The organism is Martelella lutilitoris, assembly GCF_016598595.1.
In the GTDB taxonomy this organism is placed as follows: domain Bacteria; phylum Pseudomonadota; class Alphaproteobacteria; order Rhizobiales; family Rhizobiaceae; genus Martelella; species Martelella lutilitoris_A.
On the sequence record NZ_CP066786.1, the window covers coordinates 3,565,017 to 3,587,217 of the forward strand.

Annotated in this window: 18 protein-coding genes; 8 read left to right on the plus strand and 10 right to left on the minus strand. The window is 62.9% G+C overall.

Annotation, left to right across the window (positions count from 1 at the left end):
* The first annotated feature begins 50 nt into the window (after nucleotides 1-50).
* The 5 genes from JET14_RS17070 to JET14_RS17090 all read left to right on the plus strand — a co-directional run bounded on the left by JET14_RS17070 (nucleotide 51) and on the right by JET14_RS17090 (nucleotide 6,245).
* On the plus strand, nucleotides 51-1,298 hold the full coding sequence (locus JET14_RS17070) for an ABC transporter substrate-binding protein (RefSeq protein WP_432443090.1): 1,248 nt from the start codon (nucleotides 51-53) through the stop codon (nucleotides 1,296-1,298).
* 76 nt (nucleotides 1,299-1,374) lie between these two features.
* Nucleotides 1,375-2,301, plus strand: coding sequence for a carbohydrate ABC transporter permease (locus tag JET14_RS17075; RefSeq protein ID WP_200335059.1), 927 nt, complete (start codon nucleotides 1,375-1,377; stop codon nucleotides 2,299-2,301).
* Nucleotides 2,301-3,194, plus strand: coding sequence for a carbohydrate ABC transporter permease (locus JET14_RS17080; protein ID WP_200335061.1), 894 nt, complete (start codon nucleotides 2,301-2,303; stop codon nucleotides 3,192-3,194). The genes JET14_RS17075 and JET14_RS17080 overlap by 1 nt, the downstream gene beginning before the upstream one ends.
* Nucleotides 3,195-3,216: 22 nt before the next feature.
* Entirely contained in the window at nucleotides 3,217-5,145 is a 1,929-nt protein-coding gene (locus JET14_RS17085; protein ID WP_200335063.1) for a glycoside hydrolase family 127 protein, read from the plus strand.
* A 2-nt stretch (nucleotides 5,146-5,147) separates the two neighbouring features.
* The gene (locus JET14_RS17090) at nucleotides 5,148-6,245 is read left to right on the plus strand and encodes an ABC transporter ATP-binding protein (protein ID WP_200335064.1); all 1,098 of its coding nucleotides are present in this window, start codon (nucleotides 5,148-5,150) and stop codon (nucleotides 6,243-6,245) included.
* Between the two features lie 180 nt (nucleotides 6,246-6,425).
* On the opposite strand, the gene JET14_RS17095 is transcribed toward JET14_RS17090, so the two are convergent.
* From JET14_RS17095 to JET14_RS17125, 7 genes are all read right to left on the minus strand, one after another.
* The gene (locus JET14_RS17095; protein ID WP_200335065.1) at nucleotides 6,426-8,318 is read right to left on the minus strand and encodes a PhoX family protein; all 1,893 of its coding nucleotides are present in this window, start codon (nucleotides 8,316-8,318) and stop codon (nucleotides 6,426-6,428) included.
* Nucleotides 8,319-8,617: 299 nt separating this feature from the next.
* Nucleotides 8,618-9,904 carry a TRAP transporter large permease gene (locus JET14_RS17100; protein ID WP_200335066.1) on the minus strand — a complete coding sequence of 429 codons (1,287 nt, stop codon included), beginning with the start codon at nucleotides 9,902-9,904 and terminating at the stop codon, nucleotides 8,618-8,620.
* Nucleotides 9,905-9,907: 3 nt separating this feature from the next.
* Nucleotides 9,908-10,423, minus strand: a complete 516-nt coding sequence (locus JET14_RS17105) for a TRAP transporter small permease (RefSeq protein ID WP_200335067.1) — start codon at nucleotides 10,421-10,423, stop codon at nucleotides 9,908-9,910.
* Nucleotides 10,424-10,582: 159 nt separating this feature from the next.
* Nucleotides 10,583-11,620 carry a TRAP transporter substrate-binding protein gene (locus JET14_RS17110; protein ID WP_200335068.1) on the minus strand — a complete coding sequence of 346 codons (1,038 nt, stop codon included), beginning with the start codon at nucleotides 11,618-11,620 and terminating at the stop codon, nucleotides 10,583-10,585.
* A gap of 112 nt (nucleotides 11,621-11,732) precedes the next feature.
* Nucleotides 11,733-12,077: a hypothetical protein gene (locus tag JET14_RS17115; protein WP_200335070.1), complete on the minus strand. Its 345-nt coding sequence runs from the start codon at nucleotides 12,075-12,077 to the stop codon at nucleotides 11,733-11,735.
* On the minus strand, nucleotides 12,055-12,861 hold the full coding sequence (locus tag JET14_RS17120; protein WP_200335072.1) for an IclR family transcriptional regulator: 807 nt from the start codon (nucleotides 12,859-12,861) through the stop codon (nucleotides 12,055-12,057). Before JET14_RS17120 ends, JET14_RS17115 begins: the two co-directional genes overlap by 23 nt.
* 142 nt (nucleotides 12,862-13,003) lie before the next feature.
* A complete protein-coding gene (locus JET14_RS17125) occupies nucleotides 13,004-14,698 on the minus strand; it encodes a thiamine pyrophosphate-binding protein (protein WP_200335073.1) in 1,695 nt (564 codons plus the stop codon).
* 185 nt (nucleotides 14,699-14,883) lie between these two features.
* Between JET14_RS17125 and JET14_RS17130 the strand changes: the two genes are divergently transcribed.
* Genes JET14_RS17130 through JET14_RS17140 form a run of 3 tightly spaced genes read left to right on the plus strand, consistent with a single transcriptional unit; the run spans nucleotide 14,884 to nucleotide 17,650 of the window.
* Nucleotides 14,884-15,909 carry a LacI family DNA-binding transcriptional regulator gene (locus JET14_RS17130; protein WP_200335074.1) on the plus strand — a complete coding sequence of 342 codons (1,026 nt, stop codon included), beginning with the start codon at nucleotides 14,884-14,886 and terminating at the stop codon, nucleotides 15,907-15,909.
* Between the two features lie 32 nt (nucleotides 15,910-15,941).
* A complete protein-coding gene (locus JET14_RS17135; protein ID WP_200335075.1) occupies nucleotides 15,942-16,892 on the plus strand; it encodes a 3-hydroxyacyl-CoA dehydrogenase family protein in 951 nt (316 codons plus the stop codon).
* Entirely contained in the window at nucleotides 16,889-17,650 is a 762-nt protein-coding gene (locus JET14_RS17140) for an SDR family NAD(P)-dependent oxidoreductase (RefSeq protein ID WP_200335076.1), read from the plus strand. Before JET14_RS17135 ends, JET14_RS17140 begins: the two co-directional genes overlap by 4 nt.
* A 76-nt stretch (nucleotides 17,651-17,726) precedes the next feature.
* On the opposite strand, the gene JET14_RS17145 is transcribed toward JET14_RS17140, so the two are convergent.
* The 3 genes from JET14_RS17145 to JET14_RS17155 are packed head-to-tail and all read right to left on the minus strand — an operon-like array spanning nucleotide 17,727 to nucleotide 22,168.
* Nucleotides 17,727-18,812, minus strand: coding sequence for an acyl-CoA dehydrogenase family protein (locus JET14_RS17145; RefSeq protein ID WP_200335077.1), 1,086 nt, complete (start codon nucleotides 18,810-18,812; stop codon nucleotides 17,727-17,729).
* Between the two features lie 12 nt (nucleotides 18,813-18,824).
* Nucleotides 18,825-19,982: an acyl-CoA dehydrogenase family protein gene (locus JET14_RS17150; protein ID WP_200335078.1), complete on the minus strand. Its 1,158-nt coding sequence runs from the start codon at nucleotides 19,980-19,982 to the stop codon at nucleotides 18,825-18,827.
* The gene (locus JET14_RS17155; protein ID WP_200335080.1) at nucleotides 19,979-22,168 is read right to left on the minus strand and encodes an acetate--CoA ligase family protein; all 2,190 of its coding nucleotides are present in this window, start codon (nucleotides 22,166-22,168) and stop codon (nucleotides 19,979-19,981) included. The genes JET14_RS17150 and JET14_RS17155 overlap by 4 nt, the downstream gene beginning before the upstream one ends.
* Nucleotides 22,169-22,201: the final 33 nt, after the last annotated feature.

Sequence of the window (22,201 nt, forward strand, 5' to 3'; positions counted from 1 at the left end):
CCCAACCCGGGCTGTCATAGGATATCAAACGGGAGGTAAGTGACATGAAACTGAAGGCTCTTCTAGGCGGCGCTGCCATCGCCGCCATCGCTCTGCCGGGTCTGGCCCAGGCGGAAACATTCTCGCTCTGGGTTCGCTCCGACGGCTCGGAATTCATGCCCAAACTGGTCGACGCGTTCAATGCCAAGGGCGAGGACAAGGCCGAACTGCAGATCGTGCCGGTGAACGAACTGGTCCAGAAATATGCCATCGCCGCTGCCGGCGGATCGGAGCCGGACGCGCTTTCGCTTGACCTGATCTATACGCCGTCCTTCGCCCAGGCGGGCCAGCTCAAGGATCTGACGGAGTTCGCCAAGTCGCTGCCCTATTACGACAATCTGTCGAAGGCGCATCTTTCGGTCGGCGCCTATGACGGCAGGATCTACGGCATGCCGTTCTCGGCCGATGCCTCCGTACTGGTCTGGAACAAGAACCTGTTCGAGGAAGCGGGCCTCGACCCCGACAAGGCGCCGACGAACTGGGCGGAGATCCGCGAGGATGCGGAAGCGGTCGCGGCTCTCGGCGATGACACGTACGGCTTCTATTTCTCCGGCAATTGCGGCGGCTGCAATATCTTCACCTTCATGCCGCTCGTCTGGGCATCCGGCGGCGCGCTGTTCGAGGATGAAGGCGCGAAGGCGACCGTGACGACGCCGCAGATGAAGGATGCGATAGAATTTTACCGCGGCATGGTCGAGGACGGGCTGGTTCCGGCGGGTTCGCAGACGGATTCCGGCTCGAACTTCTTCGCGGCCTTTGCCGGCGGCAATATCGGCATCACGCCGTCCGGGTCTTTCGCCATCGGCGCGCTCAATAACCAGTATCCGGACCTTGAATACGGCGTGACCTATCTGCCGGGCAAGGACGGCGGCTGGTCGTCTTTCGCCGGCGGCGACAATATCGTTGTCTCGGCGAAGACTGAGGACAGCAAGATGCCGGCGATCCAGGCCTTCATCGAATTCGCCTATTCGCCGGAAGGCCAGAAGATCCTGGCGCAAAACGGTTCGCTGCCGGTGCGTGACGATGTCGCAGAACAGGCGCTCGAAGGACTGGACGCCCGCTACATGATCGCGGCCGAGGCCATGGCCAAGGGCAAGACGCCCTACAGCCCGGTCTTCAACGATCTGATCAATTCGCTGAACGGCCCCTGGGTCACCATGCTCAACCGCGCCTTCTACGCCGACAGCGGCGAAGAGGTGGATGAGGCCATGGAAGAGGCCCAGGACGAAATGCAGTCGATCATCGACTCGTCCCGCTAAGCAGCGCTTAGGAAAGCAGAACCGCCGGCCCCTTGTGGGCCGGTGGCCATCTCTTTGATGCGAAAGGACTTTCGCCATGTCTGACGGGATAGTGGCAGGCGCGGACGCGCCCCCGCCGAAAAAGCGCCGAAGGCGACGGCATTCACAGTGGACAGGCCTGATCTATGTTCTGCCGGCGTTGGCGCTTGTCACCGTGTTCTTCATCGTTCCGCTCTGCATGACGGTGTGGATGTCGCTGCACAAATGGCCGCTCATGGGCCTGCCGCGCTTTATCGGCCTCGACAATTACGAGAGACTGCTGTTCGACAAGAGTTTCTGGTCGTCGCTCTGGTTCACAGTCCAGTACACGGTCGTCGTCACCATTGCGCTTTTGGGCTTCGCCATGGCGCTGGCGCTGATTGTACAGGGCCAGGGACGCGCGGTCTCCGCCTACCGGACAATCTATTTCCTGCCGGTGGTCACGGGCTTTGCCTCCGCAGCGCTTCTGTGGGTCTGGCTTTCCAATGTCGATACCGGCCTGTTCTCGCCGCTGGCGCAGGACCTCGGCCTGACGGAGGGCCGGGTCAATATCCTCGCCAATTTCACGCCGGCCTTCTGGTCGGTGATCGTCATGGTGGTCTGGAAGATGGCCGGCTTCTTCATGGTGATCCTGATGAGCGGCCTGCAGTCGATCCCGGCGGATTACCAGGAGGCCGCGCGCATTGACGGCGCCAAATGGCTGCAACGCTTCCGCTACATCACCATGCCGCTGATCCGCAAACCCTTCGCGCTGGCGCTGATCCTCTGCGTTTCAGGCTCGATGCTCGCTTTCGACCAGTTCTATATCATCCTGAGCGGCGGCCCGCAGAACAAGACGGTGACCGCCGTCTACAAGATCTTCAACGAAAGTTTCGTCTCCTTCCGCCTGGGCTATGGCGCGGCCTTGTCCATGGTGCTGCTCGTCATCCTGCTCGTCCTCAGCGTGCTGCAGTTGACGCTGCTCAGCGATCGAAAGGACAAATGATGTCGACCGCCGTTTCATCCCTTGCACGGAGCGCAGCAGCGCCGGCCACCCGCCGCGGCCGCTTCCGCTATCATCGCCTTCTCTTTCACGTAACGGCGACGCTGGTTGCGGCGCTCTTTCTCGCGCCGCTGGTCTGGGTGGTGCTGGCAAGCTTCCGCACGCCGGCGGAATCCACCCAGCCGCCCCTGCCGCCTTGGCCAACCGAAGGCTTCAGCATCTCAAGCTATGAACGGCTTGAAAATTTCGGCCAGTCGGTTCTGCACTATTCGGGCAATTCGCTGTTTGTCGCCGTCGGCACCTCGGCGCTTACCATCCTCGTGGCAATCCTCGCCGGTTACGGTTTCTCGCGCTACCGCTTTCCGTTCAAAGGCTTTGCCTTCGTCCTCATCCTGTCGACGATGATGATCCCGTTTCAGTCGATCCTGACGCCGCTGTTCCTGCTTCTGGCCAAGATGGGGCTTCAGAACACGCTCATCGGGCTCGTCTTCATCTATTCGACGCTGCAGCTTCCCTTCTCCGTCTTCATGATGCGCAACGCTTTCGATGCAGTCCCGAAGGAGATCGAGGAGGCTGCCCGCATGGATGGCGTCAGAGGCGTGCGCATGCTCGTTCAGGTCATGGGACCGCTGGTGCTGCCCGGCGTCGTCACCGTCGGCCTGTTTGCCTTCCTGAATGCCTGGAACGAGTTTCTCGCCGCCCTTGTGCTTCTGACAGACCAGTCGAAATTCACGCTCCCCGTGCTGATGACCGCCGTGCGCTATGGCCGCTACGGCTCGGTTGACTGGGGGGCGGTGCAGGCGGGCGTCACGCTGATGATGATCCCCTGCATGATCCTCTTCCTCATTCTCCAGCGCTCCTACATTCGCGGCCTCACGGCCGGAGCGGTGAAATAAGCCCTTTTGAAAGGACACCAAGATGAACAAGCCTCTCAACGCTGGCGATGCCCTTCAGCCGAAGTCGAAATTCCGCCCATTATCCGTCAACCAGGTAGAGGTCGGCGGCTTCTTCGGCCCGCGCGTAGACGTGGTCGCGACCACGACCGCCAAGCTGCTGTTCGACCGCTGTATCGAGGCGCGCATGCTGGAACAGGTCGACCCGGACCGGCCCAATCCCGGCATCGTCATCCCCTTCGACCACGGCAATACCGTCACCACGCAGATGTTCTGGGATTCCGATTTCGGCAAGAGCATCGAGACGGCGGCCTATGCGCTGAACCGCAAGCGCGATGAAGAGCTCGAAGCGCGCGTCGATGACGTCATCGATGCGTATGGCAGATTGCAGGCCGAGGATGGCTATCTCAATTCCTGGTATCAGCGCATCCAGCCGGGTCAGCGCTGGACCAATCTGCGCGACCGCCACGAACTCTATAATGCCGGGCACCTGATCGAGGGCGCGGTCGCCTATTACCACGCGACCGGCAAACGCAAATTCCTCGACATCATGTGCCGCTACGCCGACTGCATCGACGCAACTTTCGGCCCAGACGCCGACAAGAAGCGCGGATATCCGGGTCATCCGGAACTTGAACTGGCGCTGGTCAAGCTCGGTCGCGTCACCGGCGAACAGCGCTACCTCGATCTGGCGAAATTCTTCGTCGACCAGCGCGGCAGGGAGCCGAAATATTTCGATCAGGAAGCGATTGCACGCGGCGAGAAGCCGGAGGATTTCCACTTCACCACGCTCGAATACTGCCAAGCCCACAAGCCGGTGCGCGAGCAGCGAGAAGTCGTCGGTCACGCGGTCAGGGCGGCCTATCTTTATGCCGGCATGGCGGACGTCGCCACCGAGTTTTCGGACGACAGCCTTGACCCGGCCCTTGAGGCGCTATGGTCGCACCTGACCGACCGGAACCTCTATGTCACCGGCGGCTTCGGCCCGTCCAAGGACAATGAGGGTCTGACCTTCGACTATGACCTTCCGAACGAAACGGCCTATGCGGAGACCTGCGCCGCCGTCGCGCTGGTGTTCTGGGCAAGCCGCATGCTGGGCCGCGCGCCCGACGCACGTTTTGCCGATGTGATGGAGCGGGCGCTCTACAACGGCGCGCTTTCCGGTTTGTCGCAGGACGGCACGCGTTTCTTTTACGACAATCCGCTGGAAAGCTATGGCAATCACCACCGCTGGCGCTGGCACCGCTGCCCGTGCTGCCCGCCGAACATTTCCCGGCTGGTGGCCTCGATCGGCACCTATTTCTATGGCGTGGCCGAGGATGAGCTGGCGCTGCACCTTTATTGCGAGAATTCAGCCGAGATCGAGGTCGCGGGAACAAAGGTCGGCGTGAAGCAGGAAACGGCCTATCCGAAGGATGGCCAGATCACGGTTACGCTCGCGCCTCAAACGCCCGCCGCGTTTACTCTGTCGCTGCGCGTTCCCGGCTGGGCCAAGGGGTTTTCGCTGGCGATCAATGGCGAGACGTCGGAAGCATCGCCTGCGAAGGGCTATCTTCGCATCCGGCGCGAATGGCAGACCGGTGACACGGTCAAGCTCGATCTTCAGATGGAGCCGGAAATGCTCTATGCCCATCCGAAAGTCGCGCCCGATCAGGGCCGCGCCGCCCTTCAGCGCGGGCCTCTCGTCTACTGTATAGAGGAAACCGACAACAAGGCTCCGCTCAATGCCTATGTCGTCAAGGATGGAGCGCCCGTGTCCCTCGATCAGGCCGAAGGGCTTGACGATACGGTTGCGCTCAGGATTGAGGCGACAGTCGAAAGCCAGCCGACCGATGCGCTCTATTCGACGACGCCGCCTGCGCGAGATCGCGCCAGTTTGAAAGCCATACCCTATTTTCTCTGGGACAATCGCGCGCCGGGCGAAATGCTGGTCTGGCTGCGCAGGGAGGCATGACGATGAGCCAGGCCGAAACGCTGAAACCCGATCGAAATCCGTCGGGACTATCCCTCAAACGCGTGTCGAAATCCTTCGGCGCGGTGCAGGTGATCCATGATGTCGACCTGGAGATCGAGGGCGGCGAATTCGTCGTCTTCGTCGGCCCGTCCGGCTGCGGCAAGTCCACCCTGCTCAGGCTGATCGCCGGCCTTGAGGAGGTGACAAGCGGCGATGTGCTGATTGCCGGCACGGATGTGACCGACGAGGACCCGTCCGACCGCGGCATTGCCATGGTGTTCCAGACCTATGCGCTCTATCCGCATATGAGCGTGGAGCAGAATATGGGATTCGGCCTCAAGGTCGCCGGACGCTCGAAGGCGGAGGTCGAGGCCAAGGTGCGCCAGGCGGCCGATATCCTGAAGCTGACCGACTATCTCGACCGAAGGCCGGGCCAGCTCTCCGGCGGTCAGCGCCAGCGCGTCGCCATCGGCCGGGCGATCGTGCGCGACCCGGAAATCTTCCTGTTCGACGAGCCGCTTTCCAATCTCGATGCCGAACTCAGGGTCGGCATGCGCATCGAGATCGCCCGGCTGCACCGCGAGCTCGGCAATACGATGATCTATGTGACCCACGACCAGACCGAGGCGATGACTCTTGCCGACAAGATCGTCGTGCTGCGCGGCGGCTATATCGAGCAGGTCGGGTCACCGGCAACGCTTTATGACGACCCAGACAACATGTTCGTCGGCGGCTTCATAGGCTCGCCGAAAATGAACTTCCTCACCGGCGTCATCAAGGGCGACCGCATCGAAATCGCCGGCGGCGCCCTGCCCTGTCCGAAACTCGAGGCAAAACCAGAGGACGGAACCCGTGTCTCGGTCGGCATCCGGCCTGAACACTGGAAGCCCCGAGACGACAGCGAAGAAGGTCTTCCGTTCACAGTCGATTTCGCGGAGTTTCTCGGCGGCTCGAGCTATCTCTACGGCACCATTGGCGACACAGTCTGCACGGTGGAGGTCGAACGGAGCGCGATAGCGAAGGCCGGCACGAGACTCACGCTCGGCGTCGAAGCCGAGCGCGTCTATGTGTTTGCGAAGGACGAGGATCGGATAAGGTAGCGAACCGCCGGGACAACGGCCGGAGACCTTCCGCAGATGACCGACGCGATGTCCGGTCAACGCCGGCGGAAGCGTGCCGTCAATCAATACCGCATGGAGGAAGGACAGGCCCAAGTCGGCGAGAGAACCGGCATGGCGCTACGCGCGCCATGCCTTTTCATGGTTACGACCGCCGCGTCGTCAGCCGACGAGGCCGTTGTCGTCGCGCTTGATCGCCATGATCGAGGAGCGCGGAAGGCCCTCTTCCGCCGGCCACGAGCCGCCCGGATGCTGGACGCCGACGAACATGGTGCGCCGGTCGGCGGACCAGCACAGGCCGGTGATCTCGCCGCCGCGCGGCCCGGTCAGGAAGCGGACGATCTCGCCCGTTGCCGGATCGCCGGCAAGCTGCTGGTTGTTGCCCATGCCGGCGAAATCGCCCTCATTGCTGTCCTCGCCGTCGGTCTGGATCCAGACGAGGCCGCTGGTGTCGAAGGCCATGCCGTCGGGCGAGTTGAACAGATTGCCGCTATTGATGTTGGACGAGCCGGCATAGGCGTCCGAATGGACCTCCGGATTGCCGGCCATGACGAAAAGGTCCCAGCGGAAGGTATCGGAAGCGTGGTCGTCGCCATCGGGATACCAGCGCACGATCTGGCCGTATTTATTGGCCTCGCGCGGATTAGGCCCGCCGACCGGCGTGGCGTCGCCGCCGGCATTGGCCTTGACGCCGCGGTTCTTGTTGTTGGTGAGACAGCAATAGGCCTCGACGGCATAGGGGTTGACGGCGACCCATTCGGGACGGTCCATGGTCGTGGCCCCGACCTTCGATCCGGCCATGCGGGCGAAGATCAGGATGTCGGCTTCTTCCATGCCGGTGGTTTCCGGCGTCAGCGCCAGCCATTCGCCGGTCTGGTCGTCGTTGAATTTCGCGACATAGAGCGTGCCGTCATCGAGCAGGCCGTCGGTATCGCCGCCGGCGACATAGGGATTGGTCGAGACGAAACGATAGAGGAACTCGCCGCGCTCGTCATCGCCGAGATAGACCACGACGCGACCATCCGGAGCGAGCGTCACCTCGGCGTTTTCATGCTTGAAGCGGCCGAGCCCGGTGCGCTTGACCGGCGTGCTGTCGGGATCGGTCGGGTCGATTTCGACCACCCAGCCGAAGCGGTGCGGCTCGTTGGGGTTTTTCGACGTATCGAAGCGCGGATCGAACTTTTCGTAGCCGTACTGGCTTTCGGCCGCCATGCCATAGCGCTCGTAGCCGGCGGCGACATCATCGCTGTAGCTTGTCTCTTCGGTTGCGCCGAAATAGCCGTTGAAGTTCTCCTCGCAGGTCAGATAGGTGCCCCACGGCGTCTTGCCGGCGCCGCAATTGCCGAGCGTGCCGAGCACGGCGCGGCCGTCCGGGTCGGCTTCCGTCTTCATGAGCGGATGGCCGGCGGCCGGACCCGAAATCGCCATCGGCGCATTGTGGTGCAGGCGACGGTTAAACGGGCTGGAGCGCACCACGGACCAGCCGTCCGCGCCTTCCGCGATCTCGACCACGGTCACGCCCTGCAGGTTCTGCAGCTTCAGCACGTCGGCCGCGCTCTGCGGCACGCCATCCTCGGTATGCGGCAGGTTGATATCGCTGTTCACATATTCGTTGTTGACCGCGAGAATCTGGTGACCACCGATCTCGAAGGTCTCCATGCCATCGGTGTTCTCACCGAAGACCTTGTCGGATTCCTCGACCGAGCCGCCGGTCTCATGGTTGAATTCGGCCACGCCGTCATAAAGCGGATCGCCCCAGCTCACCAGAACCCTGGCTTTATAGCCTTCGGGCACGTGAAAGGCGTAGTCGGTCTGGGCGGCGATCGGCGTGAACGGAAAGCGCGATTGCGGCGCTGCCGCTTCCGCCGCACCGCTGGGCAACAGGCCGGCGCTCATGGCTACGGCGCCAGATCCGAAGGCGACAACGCCGCCGAGGAAGCCGCGCCGCGAGATCGCGCGTTCGACCACCCGGTCGAAATCGCTTTCTTCGGGCCGGGGAAAGTTGAGTTCGTCCCACGCGTCGGCGGGCATCTTGATTGGTGGTATATTGGTCATGAAAGATCCCTCGTAATTTAATACCATTACGGGATTGACCTTATAGGGCTTTCTTGACGGCGGCATGAAAGCGCACAGCCACACCGCGCCCGAATGCGGAAAATTCAAACCTGTGACGAGCTTTTATGACAGCGGTCGTCCGGAGGCCGCGCTCTCCGGGCGACCGCGATCATTGTCGGCTTTTCTGGTCGCCCGGAGAACCGCCCGGCGAGCACCATTCGGGCGCGCAAGGAACGCTCTGACCTTTTGTCTTTCCGCGCGTCCGGACGGAAAACTGGTCTCCACTTGTCCTATGTGGGTTAGGCATACCCAAACAGGCGCGGGAAATACATGGTCAGCGCCGGCAGGTAGGTGATCAGCAGCAGGACCACGAGTTCGGCGGCGATGAACGGCAGGATGGCCCGACTTATGCGTGACAGGCTGACCTTTGACACCCCGCAGGCGGCAAAAAGCACAAGGCCGAAGGGCGGCGTTGCCAATCCTATCGTCAGATTGGTGCAGGTGATCAGGCCGAAATGGATCGGATCGACTCCATACGTGTAGGCGATCGGCGCCAGCAGCGGTCCCAGGACGATGATCGCGAAGCCCATGTCCAGGAACATGCCGATGACGAGATAGATGATATTGACCAGCAACAGGAAGACGAGCTTGTTCTCCGTCAGCGACACGAAGGCGATCGTCACATGCTCGACCAGATTGAAATAGGTCACCAGCCAGCTGAAGGTCTTGGCGCAGGCCATCAGGAACATGATCATCGCCGTGGCCTTGGCGGTATGGGACAGGATCGGGACCAGATCCGACAGCTTGAGCTTGCGGTAAAACAGGAAGCCGACCGCCAGACCATACATGACCGCCACGGCGGATGCCTGTGTCGGGCTGAAGAAGCCGCCGAGAATGCCGCCCATGATGATCACCGGCAGGAGCAGGGCTGGAGCGCCCCGCACGAAGGCGAGGATCAACCGGACCACGCCGACGAACGGCGCGCGCTCGCCATACCCCTTGCGCACTGCGACGATATAGGCCGTCACCATCAGCGCCAGCGCCACCAGGATACCGGGCACCATGCCGCCGAGAAACAGGCCGGCAATCGACACGTTCATCACCGAGGCATAGATCAGCATCGGAATGCTCGGAGGGATGATCGGGCCGATGACGGAGCTGGCCGCCGTGACGGCGGCGCTGTAGTCCTCGCCATAGCCATTCTTCTTCATCGCCGGCACCATGATGCTGCCAACGGCGACGGTGTCGGAGACCGCAGACCCCGTAATTCCCGCAAAGAACATGCTGGAGACGATATTGGTGTGGGCCAGGCCGCCGCGAATCCAGCCCACCAGCGAGGACGACAGCGTCATCAGCCGGTCGGTGATCCCGGCCCGGTTCATGATCTCGCCTGCCATGATGAAGAAGGGGATCGCCAGCAGCAGCATGTTCTCGGTGCTGGTGAACATGCGTTGCGGGATCTGCAGGAACAGACGCGGATCGCCGATATCGACATAGACGAAGATCGTCATCAGCACGAGACAGAGCGCGATCGGGACCCCGAGCAGAAGCATCGGGATGAAACTGCCAAAAATGATAGCAATCAAGGGTCAAACTCCGGCGGTTTGCGTGAGATCTGCCTTCTCGCGCGGATCGGGAAGCGCGGCGGCGACACTGAAAAGCCCCAGCAGCAGACCGCCGACGGGAACCGAGAGATAAAAGTAGAAAAGCGAGATATCGAGATAGAGCGATGTCTGGTACTGGCCCACGAACAGCGCCATCTTCCAGCCGAAATAGACCATGACAAAGACGACGACGAGCGTCAGGACGGCATATGCAACCCTTAAGACAGACCGCAGGACAGGTCCGACCATCTCGTAGAGGATTTCAACGCCGATATGCCCGCCATGCCGCGCGATCACGCCGGCGCCGATGAAAACCGCCCAGGCGAAGAACAGGTTGCTGACCTCTTCCACCCAGACCGGCGAGTTTCCGACAAGCTGGTTGGCAATGATCTCGTAGGCCGTGATCACAAACAACAATCCGGTCAGCACGACCGCGACGGCCATGCAGACCTTTTCAAGGCCATCGACGGCGCTCTGATATCCGATTAGAAGCTTTTTCATTGAGTAGATCCCCCTGCCGCCGGAGCCGCGCGCGGATTGCGGCAGCCCCACTCAGGCCCGCTCACGCAATCCGCGCGCAGGGACGGCGACGCCGCCATCGCTCAGGTCGTCCTGATCGTTGTCGTCGCGGCGTCGCAAGTCCTGCCCTAGCAGACAAACTCAGCGCTGGCTTTCAGCTTCCTTGGTCGCGGCAAAGATGCGGTCGACCCATTCCTGCCCGTCATCGCCCATCTTGCGCAGGACCATATCGATGTAAGGCTGCTGCGCGAGTTCTCGGAATTCCGCAAGCTCGGCGGCGGTCGGGTAATAGAACACCGCGCCCTCGGCCTCCATCGCTTCCTGGATCACCAGCGAGCTGAGATAGGACTGGGCATTGCCCATGCGCGAGCAGAGATCGCCGGCTCTCAGCATCAGGGTCTGGTTTTCCGGCGACAGCGACTGGAAGAACGCCTCGTTGATCAGGATCGGATGAAGGTTGTAGCTGTGCCGGGTCATGGCGACATAGGGGTTCACCTCGTAGAGCTTCGAGGCATACATCGAATAAAGCTCGGTATCGTGACCTTCCGCCATACCCGACTGCAAGGCGGTATAAAGCTCGCTCCAGCCGATCGTCACCGTATTGGCGTCCCAGGCGCGGAACATCGCCAGAAGTCCCGGGTTCTCGGGCACCCGCATCTTCATGCCCTTCATGTCGGCAACGCTGTGAATCGGTTTCTCGGAATAGATGTTGCGGAAACCCGCCCCTTCCGGCCAGGCCAGAACCCGAAGACCGGTCTTCTCCAGGAAACCCTCGGCGAGCGCATCCCCAAGCGGACCTTCCATCACCTGCCAGGCCGTGAGACTGTCGGGAAATACATAGGGGATCTGGGTGATTGCGATTTCAGGCATGAAGGGAACCATGATCGACGTATAAACGCCGGCCATCTGAATCACGCCGGTCTGTGCCGACTCGATCATCGAACGCGCATCGCCGAGCGAACTGTCAGGATAGGCCTCAAGGTCGAGCTGCCCATCGGAAGCAACGTTGAGATAGTCCTTCATCGCCGCAACACAGGCCGTGCGACCGGCGCCCGGCAGGTGCAGGTCCCCCTCCGAGCCATGCCCGATCTTGATGACGATCGGCTCGGCGTTCGCCGCGCCGGCAAGAGTGGTGACCGCCATCGAGAGACCGAAGGCGAAAGCTGCAAATTTCTTCATAAATTCCTCCCAGCCCCGTTTTCCTCCTCCTGGGAAGCGATCGACCAGGCTCTCCCACCACGCCGATCTGCCACCCGTGGCCTGGGACAACGGCCACTTTTGAAATTCTATTTCAAAAGTGTGGAAATGTCGACAGGACTTGCCCGTTTAAATGGTCCGGAACGCCGCGATTCCCTTCTTTTTCGTTACTTTTTTGAGCTCGGCATCCGTCGACCTCGGAGGGAGCGATCATCTCGGGCGCATGCATCGGCATCGGCAGATGCACCTTCGTCAACCTGCCGGCCGAAAGCCTGCCGGCATTGGCGTCAACACCGAGGATTGCGATGTAACCGCGCAGCGGCGCGACGAGCGCATCCCCAACGGAATTGTGATTTCGCGCTGTTCTTCGAAGCCTGGAATGACCGTTGCGGCCGAAGCTCTGGGAAACGAGCGTTTCAGAGAATTCCGCGGGCGACATGCTCTATTTCGCGGGCCACGTCCAGAAGCCGCGGAGCCAGATCGCGCACCAGCCGTTCATTGGTGACGATCGAGCGCAAGCCGCCGACATTGATCCCGTAGACCGGATATCCATCCGATCGCCGCACAACGGCGCCGGCCGAGTTGGCTTCGACGATCCAGTCGCCATCGCTCAGCGCAAAGCCGTTCTCCTGCGCAAAGGCGATCTGCGCCCGCGCCTTGGCTTCCACCGTCGGCCAGTCATCGCCGTAGTCTCCCGAGACCGCACGCATCTGCGCCTCCCTCTCCTTTTCCGGCAGTGCCGCGAGAAAGGCCCGGCCCATGCCGGTGCAGATCATCGGAATACGCGAGCCGACGCCAAGCCGGATGGCCATCGAGGCCTTGGTGCGGCAGGCCTCGATATAGATGATCTCATTGCCGTCGACCGTGCCCAGATAGACGCTGGCATTGGCATATTCGGCAAGCGACTGCATGTAGGGCCGCGCAATATCGCGAATCTCCATCTGCGCCATGACGTCATAACCAAGCGTGAGAACGGCCGGCCCCAGAGAGTAACGCCCGACTTCCTCATCATAATTGAGATAGCCGAGTTCCGTTAGCGTAAACGTCAGACGTGAGACGGTTGCCTTGGACAGGCCGACCCGCGCGGCGATCTCGGCGTTGCCGATCGGCCTGTTGTCAGGGCCGAATGCCCTGAGAACCGCCAACCCGCGCGCAAGGCCGGAATTGATCCTGTAGTCTTTTGTGCCGCTGGAGGCAGGCAGTGCTTGTCTTCTTCTGACCAAGGCAGTTTCCATCCCGGAGAGGCTCGGAAAGTGAGACATAACCAGAAGAAAGTCCAAATGCAAACGTCGCAAGAACGGGACCGATTGCGCCACCGCGCGGCACGCCGGGGTCCTGTCTCCCTCCACCTGCGGCATCCCCACCTCAGCCTGCACTCGGCGACCAGGCTTCGGGCGCGCGCGGATGGATGTCGGTTACGACGTCCACAAGCGCGGGCTTGCGGGCCGCGATCGCGGCTTTCAGAACCGGCCCGAGATCCTCGGCCCGCTCCACGCGATAACCGTCAACCCCGAAGGCCCTGGCGAGCGCACAGAAATCCGTCGGTCCGAACCGGTTGATCTCTTCCGGCGACCCTGAACGTCCGTCGTAGAACGAGGCGACCTTCGGCGTGCCCTGGCCGAAACCGGAATTGTTGTTGATCACGGTCACGACCGGAATATTCCAGCGCCGCTGGGTTTCGAGTTCGCTCAAGTGATAATAGAACGCCCCGTCGCCCGAAAAGCAGACAACAGGTCGATCCGGCGCACCGCATTGCGCGCCGAGGGCTGCGGGAAAGGCCCAGCCGAGCGAGCCGGCCGCCCTCAAATAGCTCTGACCCGGATGCGGCAGGTCCACCATCGTCGCGGTCCAGATGCCGGAATAGCCGGTATCGGCCACCAGGATCGCATTTTCCGGCAGGGCTTCGGAAATCTCGCGGCAGAGCCGCTCCACCCTGAGCGGCGCCGCGTCCGAACGCATTGCCGGCTCCATACCGCGCCACCACTCGGCAACCGCCGCCGTTGCGTGAGCGGCGAAGTCCGCCCAGGCCGTCTGCGGCGTCACATGCGCGGCAAGATCGGCCACCGCCTGGCGCGGGCATCCCCAGACCGCGGTGACGCCGGGATAGTTGCGGCCGATCTCCTGGCCATCGAGATCGATCTGGATGATCGCGGTCCCTTGCGCGGGAACGGTATAGTTATTGGTGGGCTGATCGCCCGCATGGCAGCCGATATAGATGACCAGGTCGGCTTCATGCACGAGCCGGTTTCCGGGCGGCGCGGAATAGGTGCCGACCGTGCCGATATGCAGCGGATGTGTCGTCGGCACGATGGTGCGCCCGCCAAGCGAGGTCGCCACGGGGATTTTGCAGGCTTCGGCGAAGGCGCGGATTTCGGCATGGGCCTCGACCTGGATCGCCCCGGCGCCGACGACCATCACGGGTCGTTTTGCCTGCGCAAGCCGCGCCGCGGCCGCCTCGATCATCGCCTTGGAAGCGACCGGGCGAAGGGTGGGCAGGCGCCCAAGCGCCGGATCGGGCAGAACGGGAGACGGCACCATGCCCTTTTCGATAATTTCCCCGCCAAGCCCGTTCAGGTCCAGATGGACGGGTCGCGGCGAGCCGTCCGTTGCCATGCGAAAGGCCTGCGGCAGAAGATGGGGCAGTTCGCGCGCCTCGGCCACATCCATGCTGGCCTTGGTGACGGACTGGAACAGGGGCGCATGCGGCACCTCCTGATAGGCGTTGCGATAGCGCAGCATCGGCTCCTTGCGCCCGGTCAGGGCCACGACCGGCGCGCGGTGCAGATAGGCGTCCTGGAGGCCGGCGGCCAGGTTCGCAGCCCCCACCGACTGCGACATGCAAACGCCGACGCGATTGCTCGCCCGCGCATAGCCATCAGCCATATAGACGGCGGACTTTTCCGAATGCGCCAGAATGCGTTTGATGCCGAGCTCCTCCATCTCGACCAGCGTCGGGCGCAGGATCGCATCCATGAAGAAGACATGGGTGACGCCGAGCGCCTCAAAGGATTCCGCGATATAGCGCGCGCCGTTCATGGCGGCCTGACCGTTTTCCGACATATCGCTTCTCTCCTCCCAATTTGAAAGCGCTTTCAAAAATGAGTGATTCCATATTATTTCTTTTATTTCAATACAAATTATCTAGAGATATCGATCAAAGACATAAAAATGAATTCGTTTGCAATTGACGAGGCCGTCGCTAAAATCGCCGTTGACGAACAGAATCGAACCGAGAGTGCTGAGCCGTGCCGCGAAAGGACGACATGCAGCTCGCCGGCAGGCGGGTGAGGATGGAAGAGGTTGCGCGAGTCGCGGGCGTCTCGCTTGCCACCGTGTCGCGCGCGCTCAAGGCGCCCGAAACCGTCTCGAAAAAACGTCTCGCCCTCGTTCGGGAGGCGACGGAGCGTCTGGGCTATGCCCCGAACCGGATTGCCGGCAGCCTGGCGGGCACAAGCTCGCCGCTGATCGGCGTGATCGTTCCGAGCCTGACCAACGCATTTTTCGCCGCGACCCTCGACCGGATGTCGGCCATTCTCGAGGAGGCCGGCTATCAGATGATGATCGGCCAGCATGACTATGACATCGAGCGCGAGGAACGGATCGTGACCGCCTTTGCCAGTTGGAATCCGGCAGCGCTCGTGGTCACCGGCCGCGATCATACGCGCGGCACCGTCGCCATGCTGACCGCAGCGAACTGCCCGGTGGTGGAAATGTGGGACCATGACGAGCGCCCGATCGACAGCGCGATCGGCTTTTCCAACCGCAGGGCCGGGCAACTGGCCGGGCGCTATTTCGCCGAACGCGGGTTTGAGAGGGTCGCCTTTGTCGGCGCGATCCTTTCCAGCGACCCTCGCGCGGCGGCCCGCGCCGACGGTTTTTCGGAGCGTTTCGCCGAAGGCGGCAAACAAACGCCCCTTATCGTGACAGCGGACGGTCGCGATATCGCCGAAGGCGGCATCGCGCTCAGGCAGGTTCTCGAACGGCAGCCCGACACCCGGGCAATCGCCTTTTCCGGCGACATGCTCGCCGTCGGCGCGATGTTCGAGGCGGCGCGGCTGGGACTGCGCATCCCCGAGGACATAGCCATCATGGGCTATGGCGATCTCGATATCGCGGCCTGCACCAACCCGCCGCTGACGACAATCCGCCCGCCGCACGAAAAGATCGGCAAGGCCGTGGCGGAGCATCTTCTGGACCGGATCGGACATGACGACGCGGAGCGGGAGAACCTCGACCTCGGCGTCGAACTGGTCGTGCGCAACACGGCCTGACGAGGGACAAGGCAAAAGGGAGGGGAGGCCCGATGGCGATAGAAAAAGTTGCCGTGATCGGCGCCGGCACCATGGGCCACGCGCTGGCGCTGGTGCATGCGCTGGGCGGATGCCGGGTGACGCTGCATGATGCCTCTGCCGAGGTGCTGGCGCGCGCGCCGGCCCTGATCGCCACGGCCTGCAACACGCTTTGCGAGGCCGGCACGATATCGACGCATGAGGCCGAAGCTGCGCGCAACCGCGTGCTCCGCGCAGACGCGATCGAACAAGCTGTCGCGAATGCCGATCTGATCGTCGAGGCCGTTGTGGAAAAAGCCGAAGTGAAACGCGCCGTTTTCGAGGAGATCGACGGCTTCGCCCCCGCCTCGGCCATCATCGCGTCCAACACCTCCTATCTTGATATCTTTCCGCTGATCCCGGCGGCGAGGCAGGAAAACGCGGCGATCGCGCACTGGTATTCGCCGCCCTATATCGTCGATCTGGTGGATATCGCGCCGGGACCGTCAACCGCGCCACAGGTTATCGCGGCATTGCGCGCGCTCTATGAGGGCTTCGGCAAGGCGCCGCTGGTGTTTGACCGGCTAGTGCCCGGATATGTCGCGAACCGGCTGCAGGCAGCCCTCAATCTCGAATGCCTGCGGATGATCGACCAAGGGTGGGCGAGCGCGGAAGATATCGATTTTTCGATCCGGCACGGGCTGGTCGATCGCCTGGCCCTGCTCGGCCATATGCGCAAGATGGATTACACCGGGCTTGAAATGATCCGCAACGGCCTTGCCGCGCGCACCTATCAGCCGCCGGAAAACACCGGACACAGCCCCGCCCTCGCCCGCCTGATCGATGCGGGACGAACCGGCGTGCGCGCCGGCGCCGGCTTTTACGATTACGGCGACGAACCGGTGGAGGATCTGCTGCACCGACGCGATCTCGGCCTTCTGCAGCTGAAGAAAATGCTTTCAAGAACAACGGGAGGACAGGAATGATCAGAGCCGATCTGACAGGAAAACGCGCGCTGGTGACGGGCGGCGCTTCGGGCATCGGGCTGGCGACGGTGACGATGCTGGCGGAAATGGGCGCAAAGGTGGCGATCAACCATCTGGAAGGCGATCCGGCCGGCCCGGAGAAGGTGGACGAACTTGAGGCGCAGGGGCTGGACGTGATCGCGGCCCCCGGCAATATCTCGATCCCCGGCAATGCCGAAGCCATGGTCGACACCGCCATCGAGGCCATGGGCGGTCTTGACTATCTCGTCAACAATGCCGGCACCTCCGGTACGCAGGACAAAATTCCGCCCTCCGATCTGGACAGGATGACGGAGGATTTCTGGCAGCTTCTCATCGGCACCAATCTGATCGGCCCGTTTCGCTGCGCCCATGCGGCCGCCCCCGCCCTGAAGCAGAGCCGCGGCGCGATCGTCAATATGGCCTCGATCGCCGGTATCGGCCAGCAGGGCAGTTCGATCGCCTATGCCGCCAGCAAATCCGGGCTCGTCAGCCTGACCCGGAGCCTGGCGCGCGGCCTTGCGCCGGAAGTGCGGGTCAACGCGGTCGCCCCCGGCCAGACCCGCACGCCCTGGACCGAGAGTTGGCCGGAGGAGCGCAAGCAATGGGCCCGCGATCTCGCCGTCTTGAAACGCCGCTCGGAGCCGGAGGATATCGCCGAAGCCGTGCTCTATCTCTGCGCCGGCGCCAGCATGGTGACGGGCCACGTTCTGGTGGTCGATGGCGGCATGACGCTGTAAGAAAAATCGGGGTCAGGCGATATCGCCTGACCCAGCAACACAGCCGGACAATCCGAACACGGCCTGAACCGGGCGCTCATGCCGCCTTGGCAAAGCGCTTGAGGTGGGCGGCGCGGTTGCCGCCGGTCTGGGTGAGGACAAGAAGGCGCTTGACCAAGTGGCCGACGGCCAGTTCATCGGAGACGCCCATCCCGCCGTGAAGCTGGACGGCATCGCGAAGCACCGCGCGCGCCGCATCCGAAATCTTCACCCGCGCGGCAGAGACCAGTTTTCCGCGGAATGCAGCGTCCTTGCTTTCCATCGCCTCGGCGGCCAGAAGAACCATGGAGCGAGCTTCCTCGCAGGCAATGAACATGTCGGCCATCTTGTGCTGCACAACCTGGAACCGGCCAATCGGCCGGCCGAACTGTTCGCGCATCTTGACATAGTCCAGCGTCGCCTTGTGCAGGGCGTCAATCACGCCGGAAGTTTCGGCGAGCACACCCACGAGCGCCAGATCGGCGCCGAAGTCCAGCGCCGCATGGCAGCCGGAGATCGCCTCGTCCGCCGGCACAGTCACATCATCGAGAACCACCTGCGCTGCGGCCTGACCATCGACCAGCCGGCATGGCGTCACTGCCGCGTCTTCGGCAGGGATACGCACCAGCATTCGCGATCCGTCCAGTTCCGCGACGACCCAGAAAGCCGTCGCGGCGGCAGCGCCGATCACGGCGGGAGAAGCACCGGAAAGAACGAGGTTGCCGCCCTCCCGGCGGGCCGCGATCGGCGCGCCGTCCCGACCCGCGACAACGACCTCGATCGCCTCGCCGGCAAGAACAGGCGCAAGCCTTTCGGCCACGTCATCGGGAGAAAGCGCGCGGGCCAGCATGGCGGCGCAGCCGAGGCTCACGGCGCCGACCGGCTCCAGGATCAGCCCGGCGCCCAGCACCTCCATCATCGGCACGATCTGCGCCGGCGTCAGGCCGAGGCCGCCGGCGTCCTCCGGCACGCAGGCCACGAGCCAGCCGAGTTCCGCCATTTCGGCCCAGTGCCGCGGCACATCGCCCGGCGCGGCCGAAAGGGCCTTTGCCCGTTGCTCCAGAGCGTAATGATCGGCGACGAAGCGCTCCGCCGTATCCTTCAGCAGCAAGGCCTCTTCTGTCGGAAGTTCAAAACGTATCATGCGGCGTTCCCCTCAAAGACCCAGGACCTGGCCGGCCAGGATGCTGCGCTGGATTTCGTTGCTGCCGCCATAGATCGAAAGCTTGCGCCAGTTCAGGAACTGGTAAGCGACATTGGCAAACAGGGCGTCGGCACAGTCGCCGGCGCTTTCCGGCAGTGCGGCGGGGCCGGCGATATCCAGCATCAGCTCGGTCAGCCCCTGCTGCACTTCGGTGCCCCTCACCTTCAGAAGCGAGGTTTCCGCGCCCAGCGTGCGGCCCGCCTCGGCAGCGGCCAGAAGACGCAGCGTCGTCGCCTCGATCGCCATGATATCGATCTCGAATGCGGCAAGCCGCGCGGAAATCTCCGGGTCGTCGCCGAGGCCGGTCGCCTCGGCCATCTCCCGCACGCGCGCCAGAAGATGTTTCGAGCGCCCGATGCCGCCGATCCCCAGCCGCTCGTGCTCGAGCAGCGCCTTGGCATAGGTCCAGCCCATGTTGATCTCGCCGACAACCAGGTCATCGGGCACGAAGACATTGTCGAGGAAGATCTCGTTGACCTCGTCAGTCCCATCCATCAGCCGGATCGGTCGACGCGAGACGCCGGGTGCTGCCATGTCGATCAGCATCATCGAAATGCCCTGCTGTTTCTTGACCTCGGGATCGGTGCGCACGAGGCAGAAGATCCAGTTGGCGTATTGCGCATAGGTGGTCCAGGTCTTGGAGCCGGAAACCAGCCAGCCGCCATCGGTCCTGACGGCGCGCGTGCGCAGCGAAGCGAGATCGGACCCGGCACCCGGCTCGCTGAACCCCTGGCACCACCAGTCCTCGCACGACAGGATGCGCGGCAGAAAACGCTGCTGCTGCTCACGGCTGCCGAAACGGATGAGGATCGGGCCGATCATCTTCAAACCGAATCCGGGCAGCGGCGGCGTGTGCAGCCGGAACATTTCCTCATCGGCGATCAGCCGCTGCCGCGCCGACCAGCCGGGACCGCCATGTTCTGCCGGCCATCCGGGCGCGACCCAGCCCTTGCGGTGCATGCTCTGGTGCCAGCGCAGAAAATCCTCGCGCGCAAGCGGGCTGCCGCGCGAGACTTTCGCTCTTGTTGCGGGATCGAGTTCAGCCTCGACGAAAGCGCGGATCTCGGCGCGAAACGCGCTGTCCTCGGGTGCGTTGAGAAGATCGGTCACGCCTCATCCTCCGGTTTGACAATCAGCGCATCGACGGCAACGCAGCCATCGCCTTCCGGCAGGACGAGAACCGGGTTGATATCGATGCTTTCAATGGCGTCTGCATGGGCGACAGACAGGGCGGAAAGCCGCAGGACCGCATCTTCCAGCGCCGCGCGATCGGCAACAGGGGACCCGCGATAACCGGCAAGCAGCCGGCCAAGCCGGGTTTCGTCGATCATCTCGGCAACGTCGGTGCGGCTGAGCGGGGCGCGGCGCAGCGCGACATCGTTCAAAAGCTCGGTCATCACGCCGCCAACGCCGACAAGGATCATTGGCCCGAAATCAGGATCATTCTGCATGCCGAGAATGACTTCGACGCCGCCGCCGACCATTTTTTGCACCAGACAGGGCGCAGGCTTGCCGTTCAGCGTGTGGCCGGCAAGCTTTCCGGCAAGATCGGCATAGGCACGGCGCACGGCATCGCCATCGCCAAGCTTCAGGTGCACCAGCCCGGCATCGCTTTTGTGCTCCATGCCATCGGCCAGCCCCTTGAGCACGACCGGGTAGCCGATCGCCTCGGCTGCCTGCAGCGCTTCCGCCTCGCTCCCCACCAGGGCTTCACCGACCATGGGCAGGCCGTAGGCAAGAAGCGCCTGTTTGGCGACATCCTCGGCCATCGTCCGCCCGCCGCCGGCAAGCAATGCATCGACGCGCGCGCCCGCATCTGCAGGAATTTGCGGCCCCGCGCCGTGATCTGCAGGGCGTTTCGCGCGCTTGTGATAGTCGGTAAACCGTTTCAGCGCCTTCAGCATCTGCTGGCTGCCGCGATAGATCGGCAGGCGTCCGTCGCGGGCAAGCTGTTCGTAGCCCGCTTCCACCACCTTGCCGCCGTCATAGACGACGATGATCGGCTTGTCCGCCATTTCACTCAGTTCCAGCACCGGGCCTATCAGCCGTCCGCGCCAGCTTTCGCGCACCTGGTGGATGAAGACGACGAGAATGTCCGTATTCTCGTCATCGAGGGCGATTTTCAGGCTCTGGCCCCAGCGTTCGGGGTGATTGTTGACATTGCCCGACAGATCGAGCGGATTGACCGGCGGGGTGAAATCGAGAAGCGGGCGCAGGCCCTCGACGGTCTTTTCGGTGAAATCCGCCATTGGCAGGTCCAGCGCCTCGCACTGATCCGCCATGACGCCGCTCCAGCCGCCGGAAAAGGTCACCACGGCAATGCGCTCGCCGCGCGGCGCAGGGCATTTTTCGAAGAGTGCCGCTGCCTCGGCCAGTTCCATCGGGTCATCGACGGAGACCACATTGTTCTGCCGGAACACGGCCTCATAGGTGCGAAACGCGCCGGCCATCTTGCCTGTGTGGGCAAGCGCCGTGCGCGCGGCGCGCTTGCTGCGGCCAAGCTTCAGCACGATCAGCGGCTTTTCGACCGCTTGAGCCTTTTCCGCCAGCGCCAGAAAGCGCGACGGCGTGCGCAGCCCTTCGAGATTCATGCAGACCGAGGCAATTTCGGGATCATCGAGCGCCCAGCTCGCATAGTCCGCCGCCTCGACATTGAGCTCATTGCCGGTGGAGACGAGATAGCGCATGCGAACGCCCTGATCATGGGCGCGCGCCAGAAGCACCATCAACAGCTGGCCGCTCTGGGAGATCAGCGCCGTGCGGCCGGCTGACATATCCTCGGGAAAGGTCGCCGCCGTCAGCCCCATGAAGCCGCTGTCGAGATTGGCAAGGCCAAGGCAGTTCGGTCCGCAGATGGCGATCCGGTTGCGGTTGGCGATCTCGCGCAGCGTCTCTTCCATGGCGCGCCCCTCCTCACCGGTCTCCGAAAAGCCCGATGCGAGAATGACGGCACCGCGCACGCCCTTCCTGCCGCAATCTTCGAGAATATCCGGGAGCAGCTTCTGCGGCACGAAGATGAGAACAGCATCGACAGGCTCGGGGATGGCCGAGACCGACGGGTAGCATTTGAGGTCGTTCAGCTCTTCATATTTGGGATTGACCGGGAAGATGCGCCCCGCAAAGCCGAGCCGGCGCAACACCGGGACCGCCATGCCGCTCCAGCCCTCACTCCTGTTGCTCGCGCCGACAACGGCGACGCTTTTCGGGTTCATCAGCCCCGAGAGCTGAGCGAAGACGCCCTCACCTGCCGCGGCCTCCTGACCGGCCTCCGAACCGGACGCAGCATTGTTCAACATACCATTCCTCCCTTGGTCTGCCCGGCCGGACTA

Excerpts from the sequence above, each read along its gene's own strand:
- JET14_RS17075 (WP_200335059.1), top strand. The coding sequence starts at position 1,375 with ATGTCTGACGGGATAGTGGCAGGCGCGGACGCGCCCCCGCCGAAAAAG.
- JET14_RS17080 (WP_200335061.1), top strand. The coding sequence starts at position 2,301 with ATGTCGACCGCCGTTTCATCCCTTGCACGGAGCGCAGCAGCGCCGGCC.
- JET14_RS17085 (WP_200335063.1), top strand. The coding sequence starts at position 3,217 with ATGAACAAGCCTCTCAACGCTGGCGATGCCCTTCAGCCGAAGTCGAAA.
- JET14_RS17090 (WP_200335064.1), top strand. The coding sequence starts at position 5,148 with ATGAGCCAGGCCGAAACGCTGAAACCCGATCGAAATCCGTCGGGACTA.
- JET14_RS17095 (WP_200335065.1), bottom strand. The coding sequence starts at position 8,318 with ATGACCAATATACCACCAATCAAGATGCCCGCCGACGCGTGGGACGAA.
- JET14_RS17105 (WP_200335067.1), bottom strand. The coding sequence starts at position 10,423 with ATGAAAAAGCTTCTAATCGGATATCAGAGCGCCGTCGATGGCCTTGAA.
- JET14_RS17110 (WP_200335068.1), bottom strand. The coding sequence starts at position 11,620 with ATGAAGAAATTTGCAGCTTTCGCCTTCGGTCTCTCGATGGCGGTCACC.
- JET14_RS17115 (WP_200335070.1), bottom strand. The coding sequence starts at position 12,077 with ATGTCGCCCGCGGAATTCTCTGAAACGCTCGTTTCCCAGAGCTTCGGC.
- JET14_RS17125 (WP_200335073.1), bottom strand. The coding sequence starts at position 14,698 with ATGTCGGAAAACGGTCAGGCCGCCATGAACGGCGCGCGCTATATCGCG.
- JET14_RS17135 (WP_200335075.1), top strand. The coding sequence starts at position 15,942 with ATGGCGATAGAAAAAGTTGCCGTGATCGGCGCCGGCACCATGGGCCAC.
- JET14_RS17140 (WP_200335076.1), top strand. The coding sequence starts at position 16,889 with ATGATCAGAGCCGATCTGACAGGAAAACGCGCGCTGGTGACGGGCGGC.
- JET14_RS17145 (WP_200335077.1), bottom strand. The coding sequence starts at position 18,812 with ATGATACGTTTTGAACTTCCGACAGAAGAGGCCTTGCTGCTGAAGGAT.
- JET14_RS17155 (WP_200335080.1), bottom strand. The coding sequence starts at position 22,168 with ATGTTGAACAATGCTGCGTCCGGTTCGGAGGCCGGTCAGGAGGCCGCG.